Below are 20,226 nucleotides of genomic sequence, written 5' to 3'. Positions count from 1 at the left end.
CAGCCTAGAACGCCGGTGGTGCCACCGCGCTACATCTGCGGTCTCCCAACTCCAGGAAGCGCTGATAGCGCTCCTCGACCGCACTTGCCCAGGCGGGATCGGGCTCGACGATGCGCCCGGTGCGCGCCCATCGGGCGGCATCGGCGATCGTCGTTTCCAGACCGGCCGCCATGCGGGCCAGGAAGGCCGCACCCAGGGCGGCCCCCTCGGCCACCCCGGACACCTCGACCGGCCGCCCGGTGGCGTCGGCGATTGCCTGCAGCCACGGCGCGACGCGGGTGCCGCCGCCGGTGGCCACGATGCGTGACACCGGTGCTGCGCTGAGTTCGATGAGCTGGCGGACCACGAAGCCGGACGCCTCGTAGGCGGCCCGGCGCAGCGCGGCGGCGTCATGCGTCAAATCCAGGGCCTCGAGCACACCGCGACGGTCCGGGTCGTGGAACGGCGTGCGCTCACCGCGCAGATAGGGCGCCCACACCGGTATGCGCCCGGGCTCGACGGCGGTCGGGTCTGCCGCTGCCACAACACGATCCACCCAGCCGAGGAACAGCCCGCCGGCGTTGCTGGCCCCGCCGATCTGGCTCTTACCGGGCGTGGTGTGCGGAATGGTCCACAGACCGGGCATCTGCCGTGCCTCAGAGACAGTCGCCCACACGATCAGCGTGGTGCCGCACATCACCAACACGTCGCCGTCACGGTCGGCGCCGGCGACGATCTGTTCGCACAGGGCGTCGATGGCGCCGGTGGCCAGCGCGGCATCGCTGCCGTGCACCCGCCCGACGACGGCACCCATGCTTTCCACCCGGGGCAGCTGGCCGGCCCGTGCACCGCGTTCGGCGCATGCGTCGGAATTCCAGCCGGTGCCGTCGAACAACGGAAACGCCGTGGCGGCGGTGGCGATGTCGATCACCGCCTGACCCGCCAGCGCGTGGTTGGCCACCGCCGGCGCCGGCCAGTAGCCGGCGGCAGCGGGCGCCTGCTCGGCTGTCCAGCGCAAGAACTCCGCGGCCTCGCCCAGCGCCGGAAGCGGCTGCACGTCACCGCCGGGTGTGCGGCCGCGGCCGTCGCCGTAGAGCAGTCCCGGGGTGATCGGCATACCCGCGTCGTCGACGGCGGTCATCGACGGCACCATCGCCGAGACGGCGACCGCCGCGATGCCGGGTTGCTGGATCAGTTCGTTGCACGCCGCCGACGGCCCACGCCGCCAGGCCGCCTCAGCGTCGTGCTCCAGCCGGTCGGGCGCCGGAACGCGCAGCTCATGCGGGATGCGCACCCGAGCCGTGACGTTGCCGTCGGCGTCGGCGGCTATCGCCTTGACCGCGGTGCTGCCGACGTCGATGCCGATTGTGACGTCGTTGCGTGACACGGGCGTCACCGTACGCCAGCATTGGCTCTCGTGACGTCGAAACCACGCGCGTTGGTCACCGCCCCGATGCGGGGGCCGGGCTTCGCCAAGCTGCGCGAGCTGGCCGACGTGGTGTACGACCCCTGGATCGAGCAGACCCCGCTGCGCATCTACAGCGCCGAACAGCTGGCTGAGCGGATCACCGGCGAAGCCGCCGAAATTGTGGTGGTGGAAGGCGATTCGGTGCGCGGACCGGTGTTCGACCTGGGTTTGCGGGTGATCGCGTCCACCCGCGGCGACCCCAACAACGTCGATATCGCCGGAGCCACCGCGGCCGGTATCCCGGTGCTGAACACCCCGGCCCGCAACGCCGATGCCGTCGCCGAGATGACGGTCGCGCTGCTGCTGGCCGTCACCCGTCACGTGCTGACCGCGGACGCGGATGTGCGCAGCGGCAACATCTTTCGCGACGGCAGCATCCCCTACCAGCGGTTCCGAGCCGCCGAAATCGCCGGACTGACCGCCGGGCTGGTGGGCCTGGGCGCCGTCGGCCGCGCGACGCAGTGGCGGTTGTCCGGGCTGGGTCTGCGGGTGATCGCCCACGACCCCTACAACCCCGACGCCCGGCACAGCCTCGGCGAGCTGCTGAACGAGGCCGACGTGGTGTCGATGCACGCCCCGGTCACCGACGACACGGCCGGCATGATCGGCGCCCGCGAGTTCGCGGCGATGCGCGACGGCGTCATCTTCCTGAACACCGCCCGCGCACAGCTACACGACACCGATGCCCTGGTCGACGCCCTGGTCGCGGGCAAGGTGGCCGCCGCGGGGCTCGACCATTTCGCCGGCGAATGGCTGCCGGCCGATCACCCGCTGGTCGGGATGCCCAACGTCGTGCTGACACCGCACATCGGGGGTGCGACGTGGAACACCGAGGCGCGGCAGGCGCAGATGGTGGCCGACGACCTGGAAGCGCTGCTGGCCGGCAACGCACCCGCGCATATCGTCAACCCGGAGGTGCTAGGGCCATGAAGTTCGTCGACAACCCCGAAACCGCGGTGCTGGACGCCGCCAAGGACATGCTGCGCCGCGGCCTGGTGGAGGGGACGGCCGGCAATATCTCGGCGCGCCGCGCCGACGGCAACATCGTCATCACACCGTCGTCGGTGGACTACCGCGACATGACGCTCGAGGACCTGGTGCTCATCGACGCGGACGGCTCGGTGGTGCAGGCGGCGCAGGGCCGCTCACCCTCGTCGGAGTTGCAACTGCACCTGGCCTGCTATCGGGCCTTCGACGACATCGGCAGCGTCATTCACAGTCATCCGGTGTGGGCGACCATGTTCGCCATCGCCCACGAATCCATCCCGGCATGCATCGACGAGTTCGCGGTGTATTGCGGCGGCGACGTCCGGTGCACCGACTATGCCGCGTCCGGTACCCCCGACGTCGGCGCCAACGCCGTCAAGGCGCTCGAGGGCCGCGCCGCCGCGCTGATCGCCAACCATGGCCTGGTGGCCGTCGGTCCGCGGCCGGACAAGGTCTTGCATGTCACCGCGCTGGTCGAGCGGACGGCTCAAATCGTCTGGGGTGCAAGAGCTCTCGGCGGACCAGTGCCGATTCCTGAAAACGTCAACCGCAACTTCGCCGGCGTCTACAGCTATCTGCGCACCAATACGTGATGCGCCCGGTCCGGTCCGAGATCTACGGTGTGAGGCATGGCGCCATACCGCGTAGTCCAGTGGTCAACCGGCAACATCGGCAGTCGAGCGCTCGGCGTCCTGCTGGACCGTGACGACTTCGACGTGGTGGGTGTTCACGCCTTCGGTTCGGACAAGGTCGGCCGCGATGCGGGTGGGCTGGCCGACCGCCCTCCAAGCGGTGTGGCCGCAACCGCCGACGCCGACGCGCTGATCGAGCTTCGGCCGGACTGTGTGAACTACATGCCCCGCGTCATCGACTACGAGCTGGTGATCAGAATGCTGCGCGCCGGCATCAACGTTGTGACGACAGGAGATTTCCTGACCGGCACCCATCACCCGGTCGAGCTTCCGGCCCTCGAGGAGGCGGCGCAGCACGGGCGCGCGACCTTCCTGGGCACCGGATTCGAGCCGGGGTTCATCAATGTCGTTGCCGGGTTCCTCACCGGCGCCTGCCGACAGGTCCGCAGCGTCAAGCTCGTCGAAACATTGGACTGCACAACCTATCCCGTACAGGACGTGTGGAAGGTGCTCGGATTCGGCAAACCACCCCGTGAGCGGGTGACGCACCTCGACCCGGAGACGCAACGATACGGCCTCGGCTACTTCGAGACGCTGGACATGATCGCCGCCATGCTGGGCACCCAGCTCGACTTCAAGGAGGCATTCGTCGAACCCGCGGTGCTGACAAGGGATCTCGATCTGGGCTGGGTGGACTACGCCGCCGGCAGCGCCGGGGGCCAGCGGCGCACCTATCGCGGCTATCGTGGCGGCCGCCCAGTAATCGAGCTGGCCATCTGCTGGACCATGAGTAAAGATGCGCTCGACCCGCAATGGACCGACCCCGAGGGTTTCAGCGTGGTGATCGACGGTGAACCACACGTCGACGCGACGATCCGGTTCGGCCTGCCGGGACAGGATGCGATGACCGTGTTGATGGACAGCACCGCCGTGGCGGCGGTCAACGCCATACCGTTCCTTTGCGACGCGCGACCCGGCGTCATCACCCCGATCGACTTGCCGATCACCGGATCCCAAGGGGCACTGGCCTAGCGCTGGTCGATCCCCACCTTCACCGCGCCGCTGTCGCCTTGGTTGGCGATCGCCATGAAGGCGTCCCGCCACTGCTCGAGCCCGAAGGTGTGGGTGAGCATGGGACGCAGGTCCACCCGGTGAGCTGCGGCCAGGTCGAGGTAATGAGCGATCGCGTGCTTGCGCTGCCCGTCCACCTCTTCGACGCCGAAGGCGTTCGAGCCGACGAACGAGATCTCCTTGAAGTAGAGCGGGCTGTCCTCCCACCGCCCGGGGGCATGAACACCGGCCTTCACCAACGTCCCGCGCGACCGCAGCAGCCGGACACCGACTTCGAAAGTCTCGGGCTTGCCAACGGTGTCGTAGACGACGTCGACGGCGCCCGGATGAGCCATCGGCAGTCCATGCAGCGGCTGGCGCAGCCGGCCACCGCCCCAGTCGACGATCTCTTCGATCACAGCCGATCGCGGTTCGTGCGCAAGGATTTTCGCGGCACCGAACCGGCGGGCCAGCTCGGCCTGCGCGGCGAAGCGCGCCACCACCGCGACGGCCACGCCGGGATACAGCGCTCGCAGGATCGCGACCGCACACAACCCCAGCGAGCCGGCCCCATACACCAGTGCGGCACCGCTGCGGGGCGGCGGGTGGCGGGTGATCGCGTGCAGCGACACCGAGAACGGGTCGGCGAACACGGCCATCTCGTCGGGAATCGAGTCCGGCACGGCGAACAGCATGCTGTCGTGGGCGGGCATCAGTTCGGCGTAGCCGCCCGTCACGTCTGCCGATACCCCGGTGTGGATGCCCGGCTTGATGTCGCCGTCGGTGAAGCTCCAGCACAGGCTGTAGTCACCGGCATCGCATGCGGGACAGGGCGGTTGGATGCGACGCGGCCCGCACGACAACCACGGGTTGAGCACCACCCGCTCCCCCACCTGCAGCCCGCGGGCCTTGGGGCCAAGCGCCACCACGTCGGCGACCACCTCATGGCCCATGACTTGCGGGAACGAACAGAACGCCGCCATGGCGTTGTCGATGTCGCCCTCGCCGAAATCCATCAGGATCTGCTTGGAATCCGACCCGCAGATGCCGGTCAGCCGCGGCCGGGTGATCACCCAGTCCTCATGCGGCAGTTCTGGATCCGGCAATTCGCGCAGGGCGGTCGGCGTCTGCGCAAGGTTCTGGGTCAACGTGTTGGCATCGTCCGGCACCTGGAAATGCTCCGGGGGCACGCCGTAGACGAGTGCCTTCATCGTGACGCCATCCCGGCCGCCCCGGCGATAAACGCATCCAGGTCCGCGTTTTTGGCGTCGATCACGGGCTTCATGTCTGGCAGGTAGTGCTCGAAGCGGTCACTGCCCAGGGCCGCGATGATGCCGTCGGCCACCATGTCCGCGGGCACCTTGGGACCCTGGTAGAGCGGCTCTTCGCTGCCCGGGTGGTCCCAGATCTCGGTGTCGACCGGGCCCGGCTCGATCAGCTTCACCGAGATCGGCGTGTCGTGCAGATCCACGGCCATCGCCTCGCTCCAGCCGCACAGCGCGAATTTGCTTGCACAGTAGGCGGTTTCGTGGACTATTCCGAGCCGGCCGCCGACGCTGGATACGTTGACGATTATGCCCGATCCGCGTGCCAGCATCCGCGGCAACAGCGCCAGCGTCAGGCGCATCGGGGCGAAGAAGTTGACCCGCATGACGTCTTCGGCCTCGCCCGGATCCAGTGCGACGACGCTGCGCCGCTTGGGCATCGCGGCGTTGTTGATCAGCACGTCGATGCCGCCGAGCGCTTCCCAGGCCCGCAGCGCCAGGTCGCCCAGCGCCGACGTGTCGGCCAGGTCGGCAACCCACATGGCCGATCCCGGCGAGCTTCGGCGGCAGTCGGTCAGCACCTCGTTCAGCCGATCCCGGCGCCGTGCGGTCAGGCCCACCACCGCGCCCCGGGCGGCCAGCTGCCGGGCCAAAGCAGCACCCAGGCCCGACGAGGCGCCCGTGATCAGCACTCGTTTACCAGCCACCGCGTACGCCATCTGTAAAGGTTGCCGCGAATCGCGGGAAGCGTACAGTGGGGAAAGCTTGTTATATCGGCTAAATATTAGTTTAACTACCTCTGATAGGGGCGTGAACATGACTTCCACCAGGTACGAAGGTGACACCTGGGACCTGGCGTCCAGCGTCGGGGTGACCGCGACGATGGTCGCAGCGGCCCGTGCCATGGCCACCCGGGCCGACAACCCACTGATCAACGACCCGTTCGCCGAGCCACTGGTCAAGCTGGTCGGCGTGGACCTGCTGTCCCGGCTGGCCAGCGGCGAGTTGGATCCCGCCGAGTTGAACGATGTGCACGACGGCGCCGCGGGTTCGGCCGGCGCGATGTCCCGGATGGCCGACAACATGGCGGTCCGCACCAAGTTCTTCGATGAATTCTTCTTGGACGCGACGAACGCGGGCATCAAGCAGGCGGTGATCCTGGCTTCCGGGCTGGACGCGCGCCCATACCGGCTGGCCTGGCCGGTCGGCACGGTGGTCTACGAGGTGGACCAGCCGCAGGTCATCGAATTCAAGACCCGCTCGCTGGCCGATCTCGGCGCCGCCCCCACCGCCGAACGTCGGGTGGTGCCCGTCGATCTGCGCGACGACTGGCCCACCGCGCTGCGCAACGCCGGCTTCGACCCGGCCCAGCCGACCGCGTGGAGCGCCGAGGGCCTGCTCGGCTATCTGCCGCCCGACGCGCAGGATCGCCTGCTGGACACCATCACCGAGCTCAGCGCGCCGGGCAGCCGGCTGGCCACCGAAAGCGCGCCGAACCCCGAGCCCGGCGACGAAGAGAAGATGAAGGAGCGCATGCAGACCATCTCCGAGCGCTGGCGTGCGCACGGTTTCGAGCTGGACATGGCGGGGCTGGTCTACTTCGGCGACCGCAACGAGGCGGCTCCCTACCTGGCTGAGCGGGGTTGGCGTCTGAACAGCGCCAGCATCCGGGAACTGTTCGCGGCCAACGGACTTGACCCACTCACTGACGACGACATGCGCATGGGCGAAATGCTGTACACCTGGGGGATCTATGAGTGAGGGACGCACCGACGGGGACAGCTGGGGTCCGGCACACAGCGTGGGAGCGACGGCCACCATGGTCGCCGCTTCCCGTGCCGTGGCATCCAAGGGACCCGACGCCCTGCTTGACGATCCGCTGGCCGACCCGCTGGTGCGTGCCGTCGGGCTGGACCCGTTCATCCGCATCATCGACGGGGAGATCGACTTCGAGGATGACCCGTTGTTCAACCGCAAGGCGCGCGCCGAGCAGATCACGGTGCGCACCAGGTTTTTCGACGACTTCTTCAACGCCGCCACCAAAGACGGTGTGCGACAGGCGGTGATCCTGGCTTCCGGCCTGGACACCAGGGCCTACCGCCTGCAATGGCCGGTGGGCACCGTGGTCTACGAGGTCGACCAGCCAGAGGTCATCGCCTTCAAGACCGACACGCTGGCCGGCCTGGGCGCCGCTCCCACCGCCGAGCGCCGCACCATCAGCATCGACCTGCGCGACGACTGGCCCGCGGCCTTGCGCGAGGGCGGGTTTGACGTCAGTCAGCCCACCGCATGGAGCGCCGAAGGGCTGCTGCCCTACCTGCCGCCCGAGGCTCAGGACCGGCTGTTCGACAACATCACCGCGCTCAGCGCGCCGGGCAGCCGACTGGCCACCGAACATGTGCCCGATGCCAACGCGTTCTCCGACGAGCGCATGCAGCGCATCTCCGAGCGCTGGCAGCGCTTCGGTTTCAACCTCAACGCGGCCGACCTGTTCTACCGGGGCGAGCGCAACATCGTGGTCGACTACCTGACCGGTAGCGGCTGGCAGGTCACCCCATCATCAGCCCGGGAGCTGTACGCCCGCAACGGTTTTCAGTTCCCCGAGGACGAGATGGCGGCAACCTTCGGTGAGATGAGCTACGTCGCCGCAACCCTCAAGTGAGGCAAGGTTTAGGGTTTTGAACTATGTCACGCACTCATGACGATGAGTGGGATCTGGCCTCCAGTGTCGGTGCAACGGCGACCATGGTCGCCGCCGGGCGCGCCATGGCGACCAAGGATCCCCGCGGTCTGATCAACGATCCGTTCGCCGAGCCGCTGGTGCGCGCGGTCGGGGTGGATTTCTTCACCAAGATGATGGACGGCGACCTCGATCTGGACGCGATCGAGAATGCCACGCCGGTGCGCATCCAGTCGATGGTCGACGGAATGGCCGTGCGCACCAAGTATTTTGACGACTACTTCGTCGCCTCCACCGGCGGCGGAGTACGTCAGGTGGTGATCCTGGCCTCCGGGCTGGACTCGCGCGCCTACCGGTTGCCCTGGCCGGCCGGAACGGTGGTCTACGAGATCGACCAGCCGCGGGTGATCGAGTTCAAGAGCAGCACCTTGGCCGATGTCGGCGCCCAGCCGACCGCATCCCGGCGCACCATTCCGATCGATCTGCGTGCCGACTGGCCCACCGCCCTGAAGGCGGCCGGATTCGATACCGCGGCGCCGACCGCCTGGCTGGCCGAGGGTCTGCTGATCTATCTGCCGCCGGACGCCCAGGATCGATTGTTCGACGACATCACCGCGCTCAGTGCGCCCGGCAGCACCATTGCCACCGAATTCGTGCCCGGCATAGTGGATTTCGATGCGGAGCGGGTGCGCGAGATGTCCGGTTCATTTCGGGAGCACGGCGTCGACATCGACATGGCGTCGCTGGTCTACGCCGGCGAACGCAACCACGTGATCGACTATCTGTCCAGCATCGGCTGGCATGCCGAGGGCGTGACCCGAACGGAACTGTTCGAGCGCAACGGCATCCCGGTGCCCACCCCGGAGAACGACGACCCGCTCGGCGAGATCGTCTTCATCAGCGCGAGGCTGAGTCGCTAGTGGCGATCGCAAGCGCGGCGTAGCCGGGCGCAGCGGGTCGCCACCGTCGGGCCTAGAGCCGCCAGGGTCCCAGCCACAGCGCGCTGGCACCGTTGCAGGACCGTTCGACATTGTCCAGGATGCCGCCGATGGTGCGGCCCATCAGCGAGCCCAACGCGTCGGGCAGCGATGCCGCGGCGGGTTGCGAGGAGGCCCGCGGGCGCAGCATGTCCAGCAACGAACCGCTCGGGTAGGCGACGATGCGCACGTCGGTGTCCTCATCCAGTCCGGCAAGGATTTTCGCTCGGCGCAGCGCGGTCCGGAAGCCGCCCAGTTCGTCGACCAAGCCCCGATCGCACGCATCGGCACCGGTCCATACCCTGCCCCGGGCGACTTGATCGACGGCCTCGGCGCTCATATTGCGCCCCTCGGCGACCCGGCCCAGGAAATCGGCGTACACCAGGTCGGCCTCGGCCTCACGATGGGCACGCTGCTCCGCGGTGAACGGCGTTTCGATGGACCAGGCATCGGCATTGGCGTTGGTGCGCACGGAATCCAACCCGACGCCCAGCCGCTCGAGCAGATCGCGGATCACCAGCTTGCCGGTGATCACGCCGATCGAACCGGTGATGGTTGCGGGGCTGGCCACGATCGCATCGGCGGCCACCGAGATGTAGTAGCCGCCCGATGCGGCGACCGCACCCATCGACGCCACCACCGGCTTGCCGCGTTTGCGCGCCCGTTTCACTTCGCGCCAAAGGGTTTCCGATGCGGTGACCGAGCCGCCGGGGCTGTTCACCCGCAGCACGATCGCGGACACCGATTCGTCCGCGGCGGCTTCTCGTAGCGCCGGCGCAATGGTGTCGCTTCCCACGGTGGAGGCACCGAACGGCAGGAACTGGGGTCCACCGCGGCCGTCGACGATCGTGCCGTCCACGTTGATGACGGCCACCGTCGGCGGCCGGCGGCGGCCGGGAACCGAAGGCACCGGCGGGGTCAGCCGTGACCGGGCTGCACCGGCATAACGCGACACGTACAGTTGCGGTGGCCTGTTATCTTCCGAAACATCCTCCACACCAACCATTTCCGCAACGCGCTCATAGGCTTCGTCACGGAAACCGATCCGGTCGATCAGACCCGAGGACACCGCCTCCTCGCGCAACAGCGGGGCGCGATCGGCCAGCGCGTCGAGCACGCCGGCGTCCAGCTTGCGTGATTCCGCCACCGCGTCCCACACCTGCTGTTGCAGGCTTTCCAACATCCGGGTGACGGCCTCACGGTGGGCCTCGGTGAAGCCGTGCTCGGTGAAACGGTTTGCCGCCGACTTGTATTCGCCGCGAGCGACGAATTGCGCTTCAATCCCGGCCTTGTCGAACGCTTCGCGCAGGAAGGTGGCGTTGTTGGCGAACCCGATCAGCCCGACGCTTCCAGCCGGCTGCATCCACACTTCACCGAACGCCGAAGCCAGGTAGTACGACAACGTGCCCGGGTAGGTCTCGGCCCAGGCCAGTGACGGCTTGACGGCGGTAAAAGCGACGATAGCCTCGCGCAGCTCCTGCACCGCGGCTGCCGGCGAGGCGGTGAGTTGCACACGCGCGATCAGCCCGGCGACCCGCGGGTCCTCGGCCGCCCGGTAGATGGCGGCCACCATGTCGCGCTGCACTACCGGCCGATTGCCGGAGATGATCGCCAGCGGGTCAAAGCCTGACGTCTCCGGCGGCATCGAGCGCAGGTCCAATTCGAGCACACAGCCGTTGGGCACGCCGTGATGACGGACGGTGTCGACCCGGCCGGCCAGGGCCCGGACCTCGTCGACGCCGGGGATCGAAGGCAGGAAAGCGAACATGTCTGCAGACTACCGAGGATCGGCCGTACGGTGGTCGGGTGAGGTTCTCCATCGCGATCCCGCAGTTCGACTACGACGGCTTCGACGGTGCGGGTCTGCGCGCGTTCCTGGTGCGCGCCGAAGAGCTCGGGTTCGAGGGCGGCTGGGTGCTCGAACAGATCATCGGCCCGACACCGCTGCTGGCACCGCTGGAGCTGCTGGCCTATTGCGCCGCCTGCACCGAGCGGCTGCGCCTGGGCGTCGCCGTCCTGGTGACGTCGTTACACGATCCCCTGCAATTGGCCTCGGCCGCCACCGCCGTCGACCGACTCAGCCACGGCCGCCTCGACATTGGTGTCGCACCAGGCGGCGGTACCCGGAAATTCGCCGCATTCGGCGTGGACAAGACAACCTTCATCTCGTATTTCACCGAGGGCCTGGAGCTGATGAAGGCGGCCTGGTCCGACGAGCCGAGGGTGACGTTTCATGGCCGGTTCCGCGACGTCGATGACCTGCCGATGGCGCCAAAGCCGGTGCAGCGCCCACATCCGCCGATCTGGTTCGGGGGCCTCGCGCCCAAGGCACTGGCCCGGGCGGTGCGGCACGGCGACTCATTCATGGGCGCCGGCTCGTCGACCACCGAGGCGTTCGCCGGGGCCGTCAAGGTCGTGCGCCGCGAGCTCGACGAGCAGCACAAGGACCCCGCGAACTTCACCATCGGCAAGCGGGTCTATCTGATGGTCGACGATGACGCCGCAAAGGCGCGGGAGCGTGTGCTGGCCGGGCTGGGCCGCATCTACGGGCGGATGCCCGGCGTGCAGGACGTACCGGTGTCCGGCACACCCGACGACGTGATCCGCGGGCTGCGCGAGGTCATCGACGCCGGGGCGTCGATGGTGCTACTGAATCCGGTCGGCACCGATGCCGGCGAGAACCGCGAGCAGATGGAACGCCTTGCCGCAGAAGTTATTCCGCAGTTGAGCTAGCCGAGGACAATTCGGTCGCCGAACCGCCTGCGGCAGTGATCTTCTCGCGTGCGCTGCCGCTGAACTTGTGCGCGGTCACCTCGACCTTGACGGTCAGCTTGCCGTCGCCGAGCACCTTGACCAGCGAGTTTCGGCGAACCGCTCCCTTGGCCACCAACTCGTCCACGCCGATCGAACCGCCCTGCGGGAAAAGCCGATTGAGGTCGCCGACGTTGACGATCTCGTACTCGGTGCGGAACCGGTTGCGGAAACCCTTGAGCTTGGGCAGCCGCATGTGAATCGGCATCTGGCCACCCTCGAAGGTCGCCGGCACGTTCTTGCGTGCCTTGGTGCCCTTGGTACCGCGGCCGGCGGTCTTGCCCTTGGAGCCCTCGCCGCGGCCGACCCGGGTGCGGGCGGTCTTCGACCCGCGCGCCGGCTTGAGATCGTGCAGCTTGATCGTCATTTCTTACTACCTCCGGTACCGGCGGCGCTCGCCTCGGCCGGTTCCACCTCGACGAGGTGGCTGACCACCGCGATCAGGCCGCGGGTCTGCGCGTTGTCCTCGCGGATCACCGAGTGGCGAATCCGCCGCAGGCCCAGGGTGCGCAGGGACTCACGCTGCTTCCAGCGCGCCCCGATGGTGCTGCGCACCTGAGTGATCTTCAGTTGGCTGCTCATGGTTGTGCCCCCGAAGTCTGGGCCTCTCGTGCCGCCGCACTGGCCATCGCGTCACTTTCGCGTCGCGCCTTGAGCATTCCGGCCGGCGCAACGTCCTCGATGGGCAGACCGCGGCGAGCGGCCACCTCCTCGGGGCGCTGCAGCAGCTTGAGTGCGGCGACGGTGGCGTGCACCACGTTGATCGCGTTGTCGCTACCCAGCGACTTGGCCAGGATGTCATGCACGCCAGCGCATTCCAGCACCGCACGGGCGGCGCCACCGGCGATCACACCAGTACCCGGGCTGGCCGGGCGCAGCAGCACCACACCGGCGGCCGCCTCACCCTGAACCGGGTGGGTGATGGTCCCGCGGATCAGCGGCACTCGGAAGAAGCCCTTGCGGGCCTCCTCGACGCCCTTGGCGATGGCCGCGGGAACTTCCTTGGCCTTGCCGTAACCGACACCGACCATGCCGTTGCCGTCGCCGACGATGACCAACGCGGTGAAGCTGAAACGCCTACCACCCTTGACCACCTTGGAGACACGGTTGATCGCGACAACCCGCTCCAGGTAGTTGCTCTTGTCGCCGTCGCGGTCGCGGCCACCACGACCGCCGTCGCCGCGCCGACCGCGGCTGTCGCGGTCACCGCGCGAGTCGCGGCTGTCGCCGGCGCCTTGTCCGCCGGCCGGCTGCTCCGCCATTATGCGGTCCTTCCAGTCGTGTTCAAGCTTTCAGTCATCAGAATTGCAATCCGTTCTCGCGGGCGGCGTCGGCCAGCGCCGCGATCCGTCCGCCGTAGGTGTATCCGCCACGGTCGAAGACCACGCTGTCGATGCCGGCTGCCTTGGCGCGCTCGGCGATCAGTTGGCCGACCCGCACGCTGCGGGCCTTCTTGTCTCCCTGCAGGCTGCGCACATCGTCCTCGATCGACGACGCCGCGGCCACCGTGGTGCCGTTCTCGTCGTTGACCAGTTGCACGTGGATGTGCCGCGAGGACCGGTTGATCACCAGCCGCGGACGCTCCGGGGTGCCGGTGATCTTCTTGCGCAGCCGTGCGTGCCTGCGCAGCCGAGAGACGCGCCGAGTCGCGGATACGCTCTGCCCCACCGGCTTTCGCACGGCGGTGCCAGCTTGTGTTTGCGCCATGATTACTTACCTGTCTTTCCGACCTTGCGGCGGATCTGTTCACCCTCGTAGCGCACGCCCTTGCCCTTGTACGGGTCGGGGCGGCGCAGACGGCGGATGTTCGCCGAGATCTGGCCGACCTTCTGCTTGTCGATCCCGGTGATGGAAAACTTCGTCGGCGACTGGACGGCGAAGGTGATACCGTCCGGAGCCTCGATCACCACGGGGTGGCTGTAGCCCAGCGCGAACTCGAGGTTGGAGCCCTTGAGCTGCACGCGATAACCGACGCCGAAGATCTCCATCTTGGTGGTGTACCCCTGCGTCACACCGGTGACCAGGTTGGACACCAGGGTGCGCGACAGTCCGTGCAGCGAGCGGTTGCGCCGCTCGTCGTTGGGACGGGTGACCACGATTGCGCCGTCGTCGTTGCGCGATACGGTGATCGGCTCGGCCACCGTCAGATCCAGGACGCCCTTGGGCCCCTTCACCGAAACCTTCTGACCGTCAATCGTTACGTCGACTCCGGACGGAACCGGAACCGGCTGCTTACCAATACGCGACATCTTTTACCCCCTCACCACACGTACGCGAGGACTTCGCCGCCCACGCCCTGTCGGGCTGCCTGGCGATCGGTCAGCAGGCCGGAGGACGTGGAGATGATCGCCACGCCCAGGCCGCCGAGCACGCGCGGCAGATTGGTGGATTTCGCGTACACCCGCAAACCGGGCTTCGACACGCGGCGCAGACCGGCGATGCTGCGCTCCCGGCTCGGCCCGTACTTGAGCTGAACGATCAGCGACTTGCCGACCCGGGCATCCTCGGTCCGGTAGTCGCTGATGTAGCCCTCGCTCTTGAGGATCTGGGCGATGTTTGCCTTCAACTTGGAGTGCGGCAACGTCACCTCGTCGTGATACGCCGAATTGGCGTTGCGCAGACGTGTCAAGAAGTCTGCGATCGGGTCCGTCATCGTCATGACAGCGTTGGTACCTTCCTCGCGATGGTTCCCGGTCCGGGCCTGTCGCGCACCTTTTCTGGGTTGGTCTTGGGGTTTGGGCTGTTACCAGCTGCTCTTCTGCACGCCGGGCAGCTCGCCCGCGTGCGCCATCTCGCGCAAGCAGATCCGGCACAGGCCGAATTTGCGGTAGACCGCGCGCGGGCGGCCGCACTTGTTGCAACGGGTGTAGCCGCGCACCGAGAACTTCGGCTTGCGTGCGGCCTTGTTGACCAGTGCCTTCTTTGCCATCTACTCAGTTCTCCTTGAACGGAAAGCCGAGGGCCCGCAACAGCGCTCGTCCTTCGTCGTCAGTCGTCGCCGAGGTGACGACGTTGATGTCCATGCCGCGGACCCGGTCGATCTTGTCCACGTCGATCTCGTGGAACACCGACTGCTCAGCCAGCCCGAAGGTGTAGTTGCCGACACCGTCGAACTGCTTGGGCGAGAGCCCGCGGAAGTCGCGGATACGGGGCAGCGCGATCGAGGTGAGACGGTCCAGGAACTCCCACATCCGGTCTCCGCGCAGCGTGACCCGGGCACCGATCGGCATGCCCTCACGCAGCTTGAACTGCGCGATGGATTTGCGTGCGCGGCGGATTTCGGGGCGTTGCCCGGTGATCAGCGCCAGGTCGCTTACGGCGCCGTTGATCAACTTCGCGTCCCGCGCCGCGTCGCCGACACCCATGTTGACCACGACCTTGGTCACCGTCGGGATCTGCATGACGTTGGCGTAGCCGAACTGCTGCTGCAGCGAATCGCGAATCTCGCTGCGGTAGCGCTCTTTCAGGCGCGGCTGAACTTTTTCTGCAGTACTCATCAGATGTCCTTGCCGTTGCGCTTGGAGATACGAACCCGCTTGCCGGTCTCCTCGTCGACCCGGTAACCGACGCGGGCGGGCTTACCGTCCGAATCGACGACCATCACGTTGGAGACGTGGATGGGTGCTTCCTGGGTGACGATGCCACCCGACTGGGCTCCGCGCTGGTTGGTCGAAATCGCGGTGTGCTTCTTGATCCGGTTGACGCCCTCGACCAGCACTCGGTCGCGTTCCGGGTAAGCCTGCAGCACTTTGCCTTTGGCGCCCTTGTCCTTGCCGGCGATGACCAGGACGGTGTCGCCTTTGCGGACCTTCATTTACAAAACCTCCGGGGCAAGCGAGATGATCTTCATGAACCGCTTCTCGCGCAGTTCGCGGCCGACCGGCCCGAAGATGCGCGTCCCGCGCGGGTCGTTGTCGGGCTTGATGATCACCGCGGCGTTCTCGTCGAACTTGATGTAGCTGCCGTCGGGACGCCTGCGCTCCTTGACCGTGCGCACCACGACGGCCTTGACGACATCCCCACGCTTGACGTTGCCGCCGGGAATGGCGTCCTTGACGGTGGCGACGATGACATCACCGATGCCGGCGTAGCGTCGCGACGAACCGCCGAGCACACGGATGCACAAGATCTCCTTGGCGCCGGTGTTGTCGGCGACCTTCAGTCGCGATTCCTGCTGAATCACTCGATCTCCTGACCTGGTTGCGTGTGCACGGCAGGAGAACCCACCTGGGTGAGCATTCGGCGGGCATGGCCCACCAAAAACCTGACGTGCGCGGTCTTTGTCACCGAAGGGCACGCGGGGCCGATTCGCACCGGCCGAGGTCTGCCCAAGGCAACCCCTAGAGTCTAGGGGACGACCAGCTCAGAGCCAAATTCTGGTTGGACCCCGACGCCGGCCCGCCTGGACTGCTACTCGGCAGCGGTTGAGAACGCCCCAAGCGGGCGGCTGCGTCCGGCTCGGTGGCCACGGCGATCAGCTCACGAATCGCCCAATCGCGACAAAGGCCGCGAGCAGCAAGAGGATCACATTGACCGGCAGGGGTTGCCGCTCGTTGCGGGTCAGGTGCACGCGCAGTGCGCCGATCTGCACGATGACCAGGCCGACCGCAGCGATCGGGGTCAGGATGCGGGCGATGCCGGTCGCCTCGGGCAGGATCACGCCGAGCGCGCCGAGGATCTCCACCGCGCCGACGGCTTTCACGGCCGCGTCCGAGTTGTCCTTCATCCAGTCGAGTCGGCCGGTGGCCACGAGCTGCTCGCGCGGCCGAAGGACCTTGAGCCCGCCCGCGGCGAGATAGACGAAGGCGAGGAGGCCCTGCGACGTCCACAGTGCGATGTTCACGGTATTCCCCAATCCTTACTATTTGTGCGTAGCCACATCGTGTGTCAGCGCTGGGGCGGCGACAAAAGGCACATCGATGTATGCATCCAGGAAGAAGTCTTCGATATGACGCACATCACAAAGACGACGCGGATCCCCGAGGGCGGTGCGGTTCGGGAGGTGCTCGATCGCATCGGCGACAAGTGGAGTCTGTTGGTGATCGGCGCGCTGCGTGGCGGGCCGATGCGGTTCGGCGGGTTGGCGGAAACCGTGGAGGGCATTTCGCAGCGGATGCTCACCCTGACGCTCAAGCACCTCGTCGAGGACGGTATGGTCGACCGCACGGCCTACGCCGAAGTGCCACCGCGAGTGGAGTACGAATTGACCGAACTCGGCCGGACACTGCTACCGCTGGTGATCTCCCTCGCCGAGTGGGCGATGGCACACCGCGACGAGATCAATGCCAACCGCAGGTCACGCTGACCTCGGCGTCAGTCGCCCTGCCGGATCCACGCGACGATGTACAAGCTCATGGCCGTCACCAGCGCGATGAGCACCCACTGCACGATCGCCTGATCGATCCACGAACCGGGCGGGGGCGCGCCGGGCAGGATGTTGCGCAACGGGACGATCGCGAACAGGTTCGCGGCGTACCAGGTGGCGAACGGCGGCAGGAACTTGCGTCTGCCCAGCGCCATCGGGATGGCGACCAGCAGGGCCAGAGTGGGCAGGCTGATCAAAACCAGGCAGATTCCGAGGTCGAAGATGAGCGGACCCTTGGCCCGCTTGAGCGTAATGACCACATTGCCGGTGTCGCTCGCGCGGGAGGTGGGCAGTGCACTCGGGTCATGAACCCGGTTGACGCTGACCTGCCAGCCGTCCAGTGCGCCGGTCACTTCGACGCGGGCGGGCACCTTCTTGCGATTGTCACCGGTGCCCACGAACGCGTCGGCCGCGATCGGTTCGGTCTGGTAGGAGTCGAACGGCCAGTTGCCGGGATCGCCGTGCGCCTCGATGGTGGTGCTGAGTTGTGCCGGCGCCTTGCCCTTCGGGTACTGCAGATCCCCCAGATCGCTTGTGGGATATAGCCGCACCGCGACATCGTTGGCGAGCACATCAAAACGGTTGTCGTACTGCGCAACTCCGGGATAGGCGAGCACCTCGACGGACAGGCGGTTGGCGACCGGCTTCAGTTCCTCCAGGCGGAGTTGCACGATCGTCGCGTCACCTCCGCCCTGGCTGAGGTCCAGCGGCGGCAGTGGCCCCTCCGACCGCTGCAGAAAATGCACGCCGAAAAGTGAGAGGACGTAGGCGATGATGACGGCCGCGAGAATGCTCACACCGACCGCGATCCGCGGCGGCTCCCGCTTCTTCGTTGCGGGTGGCGCCGGAGGGGGCCGGTCCGTCACCGGCGCCGGCGTGGGGGCCTCGGTGGTCATTGGCCGCCGCCGCGAGCAATAACGGACCCGGGCCGCCGCGGAGCTTGCTGGCACCGAATCGGCGCCGCCGACGAAATCCGGCTCAAGCGGGGTGACACGTCGTCAGATGCTAGCGAATTGCCGGGCCCCCTGCGCGGCGAAATCCCATGTCCAGAAACGTAAGAAGGTCCGGACACCTGTTGGCCATCCGCCGTTAACTTCACCGGCCGAAAACACCCCGCAACAGACCGGGCGATGCAGCGCTACCGGTTTGCTAGCTCGATGAGGAGTCCGCCACGCAGCGAAATCCGATGTGCGTCGTCGCGGAGTCCTGCGATTGCGGTGACCGGGCCGCCGGGCGGTAGCGGTGGCAGTACTCCGGCGCGCAGAGGTAACTGCCACCCTTCAAGGTCTGGTTGACGGACGGATCGGCGGGCCCCAATGGAGTGCAGCAGGACTTGGGCGGCAGGTCGAGCCGGTGGTGCGCGGAGAACTCGGTCGCCGTCCACTCCCAGACGTTGCCGATCATGTCGACCAGACCAAATGCGTTGGGAGCGAACGTGCCCACCGGTGACGTCCCCACCCAGCCGAGCGCTCCGTCATTGCGGTACGGGAAGCTGCCCTGCCAGGTGTTCGCCATCAGCCGGCCATCGGGAGTGGCCTGTTCACCCCACGCGTACGTCGTGGTGGACCCGGCTCGCGCCGCGTACTCCCACTCAGCTTCGGTCGGCAGCCGTCGCCCGGCCCACCGCGCATAGGCCGCTGCGTCCGGATACGCCACCTGCACCACCGGATGATCACCGCGATCGGCGACGTCGCTGTCGGGCCCGAACGGATGGCGCCAGCTCGCCCCGGGCACCCACTGCCACCACTGTCGCCAGTCGCGCAGGTCGACCGGCCCCGGTGTGGGCCGGAAAACCATTGCGCCCGGGCACAAATCGTTCGGATCCGCCCCCGGATACAGCGCCGGGTCGATGGGCTGTTCGGCCACCGTCAGGTATCCGGTCGCGCTGACGAACTCGGCGAACTGCGCATTGGTCACCGGGTGCCGTTCCACCGCAATGGGACTCACCGTCACGGTGTGGATCGGCGCTTCTTCGGGGTAGAAGCTGGTCGAGCCCATGCGGAATGACCCACCCGGAAGATCGACCAGCTCGCTGAGCACCTTGTCAGGCTAGCCGGTCCGCGCCCTAATCGGATTGCCGATACCAGGTGAGCATGTATAGGCCCATCGCCGCGACCAGCGCGATCAACACCCAGAGCACCAGGGCTTGGTCGATCCACGCGCCCGGCGGGGGAGCCCCCGGCAAGAAGTTGCGAATGGGAATGACGGCGAACAGCATGGCGGCGAACCACGTCACGAATGGCGGGACGAATTTCCGTCTCCCCAAAGCGATTTGGATGGCCACGGCAAAGGCCAATGCAGGCAGCGCGAACAGGACCAGGCAAATTCCCAGGTCGAAGATCAGCGGCCCCTTGGCCCGGTGCAACGTGATGATGACGTTGTCGGCGCGGTCCGAGTCCTGGCTGGCTTCGCCGACGCGCTGGACGCTGGCGTCCCAGCCGTCCAAGCCGCCGGTCACCTCCACCCGGGCGGGGATGTAGCGGCGCGCATCGCCCTGTCCGACAAGGACGTCGGCGGAAAGGGCATCCGTGCGATAGGAGTCGAACGGCCAGTTGTTGGGATCACCGTGCGCCTCGATGGTGGTTGCGACCTGCACCGGCGACTTTCCGGCCGGGTACTGCAAGTCCCCAAGGTCGTTTGGGGGATCCATGCGCACCGCGGTGTCGGTCTTGAGCACCTCGAGCCGTTTGTCGAACATCGACTCCTCGGGGATCACCAGCACCTTCACCGTGAGGCGGTTGGCGACGGTGTCGACCTTTTCCAGGCGGACCAGCACCACCGTGTCGTTGGTCGCGTTGAGGTCCGGCGGCTTCAGTGGTCCCGCCGTTTTGGCGAGCAGATGCACGCCGAGCAGCGACAAGACGTAGACGACGATAAAACCCGCCACCGCGACCACGGCGACGGCCGCTCGCCGCCTGCGCGGTTGGGCCGCGGCCACGGCCGGAGGTGTTGTAGGTGGTTGCTCCGACGGCGCCAGAGGCGGTGGTGTGGGTGGCGCTTGATGGGTCATCG

26 protein-coding genes are annotated in these 20,226 nt (G+C 67.3%); 8 read left to right on the top strand and 18 right to left on the bottom strand.

Annotated elements, in window-relative coordinates:
* Positions 1-4 precede the first annotated feature (4 nt).
* Positions 5-1,366, bottom strand: a complete 1,362-nt coding sequence (locus A5625_RS22750) for an FGGY-family carbohydrate kinase (RefSeq protein WP_066999564.1) — start codon at positions 1,364-1,366, stop codon at positions 5-7.
* Between the two features lie 30 nt (positions 1,367-1,396).
* Here A5625_RS22750 and A5625_RS22745 point away from each other — a divergent pair, with 30 nt between their 5' ends.
* The 3 genes from A5625_RS22745 to A5625_RS22735 are packed head-to-tail and all read left to right on the top strand — an operon-like array spanning position 1,397 to position 4,098.
* Positions 1,397-2,377 carry an NAD(P)-dependent oxidoreductase gene (locus A5625_RS22745; RefSeq protein ID WP_066999371.1) on the top strand — a complete coding sequence of 327 codons (981 nt, stop codon included), beginning with the start codon at positions 1,397-1,399 and terminating at the stop codon, positions 2,375-2,377.
* On the top strand, positions 2,374-3,027 hold the full coding sequence (locus A5625_RS22740) for an L-fuculose-phosphate aldolase (RefSeq protein WP_066999368.1): 654 nt from the start codon (positions 2,374-2,376) through the stop codon (positions 3,025-3,027). The genes A5625_RS22745 and A5625_RS22740 overlap by 4 nt, the downstream gene beginning before the upstream one ends.
* A 36-nt stretch (positions 3,028-3,063) precedes the next feature.
* Complete coding sequence (locus A5625_RS22735) at positions 3,064-4,098, top strand: dihydrodipicolinate reductase (RefSeq protein WP_066999365.1); 1,035 nt, start codon at positions 3,064-3,066, stop codon at positions 4,096-4,098.
* On the opposite strand, the gene A5625_RS22730 is transcribed toward A5625_RS22735, so the two are convergent.
* Both A5625_RS22730 and A5625_RS22725 read right to left on the bottom strand, forming a co-directional pair.
* Positions 4,095-5,327, bottom strand: coding sequence for a zinc-binding dehydrogenase (locus A5625_RS22730; protein WP_066999362.1), 1,233 nt, complete (start codon positions 5,325-5,327; stop codon positions 4,095-4,097). The two genes, A5625_RS22735 and A5625_RS22730, sit on opposite strands and share 4 nt — an antisense overlap.
* Positions 5,324-6,088, bottom strand: coding sequence for an SDR family oxidoreductase (locus tag A5625_RS22725; protein WP_066999561.1), 765 nt, complete (start codon positions 6,086-6,088; stop codon positions 5,324-5,326). Before A5625_RS22725 ends, A5625_RS22730 begins: the two co-directional genes overlap by 4 nt.
* Before the next feature lie 109 nt (positions 6,089-6,197).
* Between A5625_RS22725 and A5625_RS22720 the strand changes: the two genes are divergently transcribed.
* The 3 genes from A5625_RS22720 to A5625_RS22710 are packed head-to-tail and all read left to right on the top strand — an operon-like array spanning position 6,198 to position 8,981.
* Positions 6,198-7,142, top strand: coding sequence for a class I SAM-dependent methyltransferase (locus A5625_RS22720; RefSeq protein ID WP_066999558.1), 945 nt, complete (start codon positions 6,198-6,200; stop codon positions 7,140-7,142).
* Positions 7,135-8,043: a class I SAM-dependent methyltransferase gene (locus A5625_RS22715; RefSeq protein WP_066999358.1), complete on the top strand. Its 909-nt coding sequence runs from the start codon at positions 7,135-7,137 to the stop codon at positions 8,041-8,043. Before A5625_RS22720 ends, A5625_RS22715 begins: the two co-directional genes overlap by 8 nt.
* 23 nt (positions 8,044-8,066) lie before the next feature.
* Positions 8,067-8,981: a class I SAM-dependent methyltransferase gene (locus tag A5625_RS22710; RefSeq protein WP_066999355.1), complete on the top strand. Its 915-nt coding sequence runs from the start codon at positions 8,067-8,069 to the stop codon at positions 8,979-8,981.
* Positions 8,982-9,033: 52 nt separating this feature from the next.
* Here A5625_RS22710 and sppA read toward each other — a convergent pair whose 3' ends face one another.
* Positions 9,034-10,806 (bottom strand): signal peptide peptidase SppA, encoded by a 1,773-nt coding sequence (sppA, locus tag A5625_RS22705; RefSeq protein WP_066999352.1) that lies wholly within the window; start codon positions 10,804-10,806, stop codon positions 9,034-9,036.
* 38 nt (positions 10,807-10,844) lie between these two features.
* Here sppA and A5625_RS22700 point away from each other — a divergent pair, with 38 nt between their 5' ends.
* Positions 10,845-11,771 (top strand): LLM class flavin-dependent oxidoreductase, encoded by a 927-nt coding sequence (locus A5625_RS22700; RefSeq protein ID WP_066999349.1) that lies wholly within the window; start codon positions 10,845-10,847, stop codon positions 11,769-11,771.
* On the opposite strand, the gene rplO is transcribed toward A5625_RS22700, so the two are convergent.
* The 11 genes from rplO to A5625_RS22645 form a co-directional block, all read right to left on the bottom strand.
* Positions 11,752-12,216 carry a 50S ribosomal protein L15 gene (rplO, locus tag A5625_RS22695; RefSeq protein ID WP_066999344.1) on the bottom strand — a complete coding sequence of 155 codons (465 nt, stop codon included), beginning with the start codon at positions 12,214-12,216 and terminating at the stop codon, positions 11,752-11,754. The two genes, A5625_RS22700 and rplO, sit on opposite strands and share 20 nt — an antisense overlap.
* On the bottom strand, positions 12,213-12,431 hold the full coding sequence (gene rpmD / locus A5625_RS22690; RefSeq protein ID WP_066999341.1) for a 50S ribosomal protein L30: 219 nt from the start codon (positions 12,429-12,431) through the stop codon (positions 12,213-12,215). The genes rplO and rpmD overlap by 4 nt, the downstream gene beginning before the upstream one ends.
* Positions 12,428-13,111, bottom strand: a complete 684-nt coding sequence (rpsE, locus tag A5625_RS22685) for a 30S ribosomal protein S5 (RefSeq protein ID WP_066999338.1) — start codon at positions 13,109-13,111, stop codon at positions 12,428-12,430. The genes rpmD and rpsE overlap by 4 nt, the downstream gene beginning before the upstream one ends.
* A gap of 37 nt (positions 13,112-13,148) precedes the next feature.
* Positions 13,149-13,517 (bottom strand): 50S ribosomal protein L18, encoded by a 369-nt coding sequence (gene rplR / locus A5625_RS22680; RefSeq protein WP_082984521.1) that lies wholly within the window; start codon positions 13,515-13,517, stop codon positions 13,149-13,151.
* A gap of 41 nt (positions 13,518-13,558) precedes the next feature.
* Positions 13,559-14,098, bottom strand: coding sequence for a 50S ribosomal protein L6 (gene rplF / locus A5625_RS22675; protein ID WP_066999330.1), 540 nt, complete (start codon positions 14,096-14,098; stop codon positions 13,559-13,561).
* Between the two features lie 11 nt (positions 14,099-14,109).
* A complete protein-coding gene (rpsH, locus tag A5625_RS22670) occupies positions 14,110-14,508 on the bottom strand; it encodes a 30S ribosomal protein S8 (protein ID WP_008260619.1) in 399 nt (132 codons plus the stop codon).
* An 84-nt stretch (positions 14,509-14,592) separates the two neighbouring features.
* Positions 14,593-14,778: a type Z 30S ribosomal protein S14 gene (locus A5625_RS22665; protein ID WP_066999327.1), complete on the bottom strand. Its 186-nt coding sequence runs from the start codon at positions 14,776-14,778 to the stop codon at positions 14,593-14,595.
* 4 nt (positions 14,779-14,782) lie between these two features.
* Positions 14,783-15,346, bottom strand: coding sequence for a 50S ribosomal protein L5 (gene rplE / locus A5625_RS22660; RefSeq protein ID WP_066999324.1), 564 nt, complete (start codon positions 15,344-15,346; stop codon positions 14,783-14,785).
* Positions 15,346-15,663 (bottom strand): 50S ribosomal protein L24, encoded by a 318-nt coding sequence (rplX, locus tag A5625_RS22655; RefSeq protein WP_066999320.1) that lies wholly within the window; start codon positions 15,661-15,663, stop codon positions 15,346-15,348. Before rplX ends, rplE begins: the two co-directional genes overlap by 1 nt.
* Positions 15,664-16,032, bottom strand: coding sequence for a 50S ribosomal protein L14 (rplN, locus tag A5625_RS22650; protein ID WP_003403649.1), 369 nt, complete (start codon positions 16,030-16,032; stop codon positions 15,664-15,666).
* 291 nt (positions 16,033-16,323) lie between these two features.
* The gene (locus tag A5625_RS22645) at positions 16,324-16,692 is read right to left on the bottom strand and encodes a DoxX family protein (RefSeq protein WP_066999316.1); all 369 of its coding nucleotides are present in this window, start codon (positions 16,690-16,692) and stop codon (positions 16,324-16,326) included.
* A gap of 105 nt (positions 16,693-16,797) precedes the next feature.
* Here A5625_RS22645 and A5625_RS22640 point away from each other — a divergent pair, with 105 nt between their 5' ends.
* Positions 16,798-17,154, top strand: a complete 357-nt coding sequence (locus A5625_RS22640) for a helix-turn-helix domain-containing protein (protein ID WP_066999313.1) — start codon at positions 16,798-16,800, stop codon at positions 17,152-17,154.
* 8 nt (positions 17,155-17,162) lie between these two features.
* Here A5625_RS22640 and A5625_RS22635 read toward each other — a convergent pair whose 3' ends face one another.
* The 3 genes from A5625_RS22635 to A5625_RS22625 form a co-directional block, all read right to left on the bottom strand.
* Positions 17,163-18,110, bottom strand: coding sequence for a DUF4436 domain-containing protein (locus A5625_RS22635; protein ID WP_066999310.1), 948 nt, complete (start codon positions 18,108-18,110; stop codon positions 17,163-17,165).
* 253 nt (positions 18,111-18,363) lie between these two features.
* Positions 18,364-19,254: a formylglycine-generating enzyme family protein gene (locus A5625_RS22630; RefSeq protein WP_066999307.1), complete on the bottom strand. Its 891-nt coding sequence runs from the start codon at positions 19,252-19,254 to the stop codon at positions 18,364-18,366.
* Positions 19,255-19,279: 25 nt separating this feature from the next.
* Positions 19,280-20,224, bottom strand: coding sequence for a DUF4436 domain-containing protein (locus A5625_RS22625; protein ID WP_082984512.1), 945 nt, complete (start codon positions 20,222-20,224; stop codon positions 19,280-19,282).
* Positions 20,225-20,226 lie beyond the last annotated feature (2 nt).

It is taken from the genome of Mycobacterium sp. 1465703.0 (genome assembly GCF_001672975.1).
Lineage (GTDB): Bacteria > Actinomycetota > Actinomycetes > Mycobacteriales > Mycobacteriaceae > Mycobacterium.
The sequence above is the reverse complement of the archived record's forward strand: the minus strand, read 5'-3'. Positions and strand labels throughout refer to the sequence as shown.

What these genes read in the sequence shown, in the direction of transcription:
- A5625_RS22735 (WP_066999365.1), top strand. Translation starts at nt 3,064, where the DNA reads ATGGCGCCATACCGCGTAGTCCAGTGGTCAACCGGCAACATCGGCAGT.
- A5625_RS22740 (WP_066999368.1), top strand. Translation starts at nt 2,374, where the DNA reads ATGAAGTTCGTCGACAACCCCGAAACCGCGGTGCTGGACGCCGCCAAG.
- rplF (WP_066999330.1), bottom strand. Translation starts at nt 14,098, where the DNA reads ATGTCGCGTATTGGTAAGCAGCCGGTTCCGGTTCCGTCCGGAGTCGAC.
- A5625_RS22715 (WP_066999358.1), top strand. Translation starts at nt 7,135, where the DNA reads ATGAGTGAGGGACGCACCGACGGGGACAGCTGGGGTCCGGCACACAGC.
- rplX (WP_066999320.1), bottom strand. Translation starts at nt 15,663, where the DNA reads ATGAAGGTCCGCAAAGGCGACACCGTCCTGGTCATCGCCGGCAAGGAC.
- rplE (WP_066999324.1), bottom strand. Translation starts at nt 15,346, where the DNA reads ATGAGTACTGCAGAAAAAGTTCAGCCGCGCCTGAAAGAGCGCTACCGC.
- rplO (WP_066999344.1), bottom strand. Translation starts at nt 12,216, where the DNA reads ATGACGATCAAGCTGCACGATCTCAAGCCGGCGCGCGGGTCGAAGACC.
- A5625_RS22625 (WP_082984512.1), bottom strand. Translation starts at nt 20,224, where the DNA reads ATGACCCATCAAGCGCCACCCACACCACCGCCTCTGGCGCCGTCGGAG.
- A5625_RS22710 (WP_066999355.1), top strand. Translation starts at nt 8,067, where the DNA reads ATGTCACGCACTCATGACGATGAGTGGGATCTGGCCTCCAGTGTCGGT.
- sppA (WP_066999352.1), bottom strand. Translation starts at nt 10,806, where the DNA reads ATGTTCGCTTTCCTGCCTTCGATCCCCGGCGTCGACGAGGTCCGGGCC.
- rpmD (WP_066999341.1), bottom strand. Translation starts at nt 12,431, where the DNA reads ATGAGCAGCCAACTGAAGATCACTCAGGTGCGCAGCACCATCGGGGCG.
- A5625_RS22730 (WP_066999362.1), bottom strand. Translation starts at nt 5,327, where the DNA reads ATGAAGGCACTCGTCTACGGCGTGCCCCCGGAGCATTTCCAGGTGCCG.
- A5625_RS22635 (WP_066999310.1), bottom strand. Translation starts at nt 18,110, where the DNA reads ATGACCACCGAGGCCCCCACGCCGGCGCCGGTGACGGACCGGCCCCCT.
- A5625_RS22665 (WP_066999327.1), bottom strand. Translation starts at nt 14,778, where the DNA reads ATGGCAAAGAAGGCACTGGTCAACAAGGCCGCACGCAAGCCGAAGTTC.
- rpsH (WP_008260619.1), bottom strand. Translation starts at nt 14,508, where the DNA reads ATGACGATGACGGACCCGATCGCAGACTTCTTGACACGTCTGCGCAAC.
- A5625_RS22720 (WP_066999558.1), top strand. Translation starts at nt 6,198, where the DNA reads ATGACTTCCACCAGGTACGAAGGTGACACCTGGGACCTGGCGTCCAGC.
- rpsE (WP_066999338.1), bottom strand. Translation starts at nt 13,111, where the DNA reads ATGGCGGAGCAGCCGGCCGGCGGACAAGGCGCCGGCGACAGCCGCGAC.
- A5625_RS22640 (WP_066999313.1), top strand. Translation starts at nt 16,798, where the DNA reads ATGACGCACATCACAAAGACGACGCGGATCCCCGAGGGCGGTGCGGTT.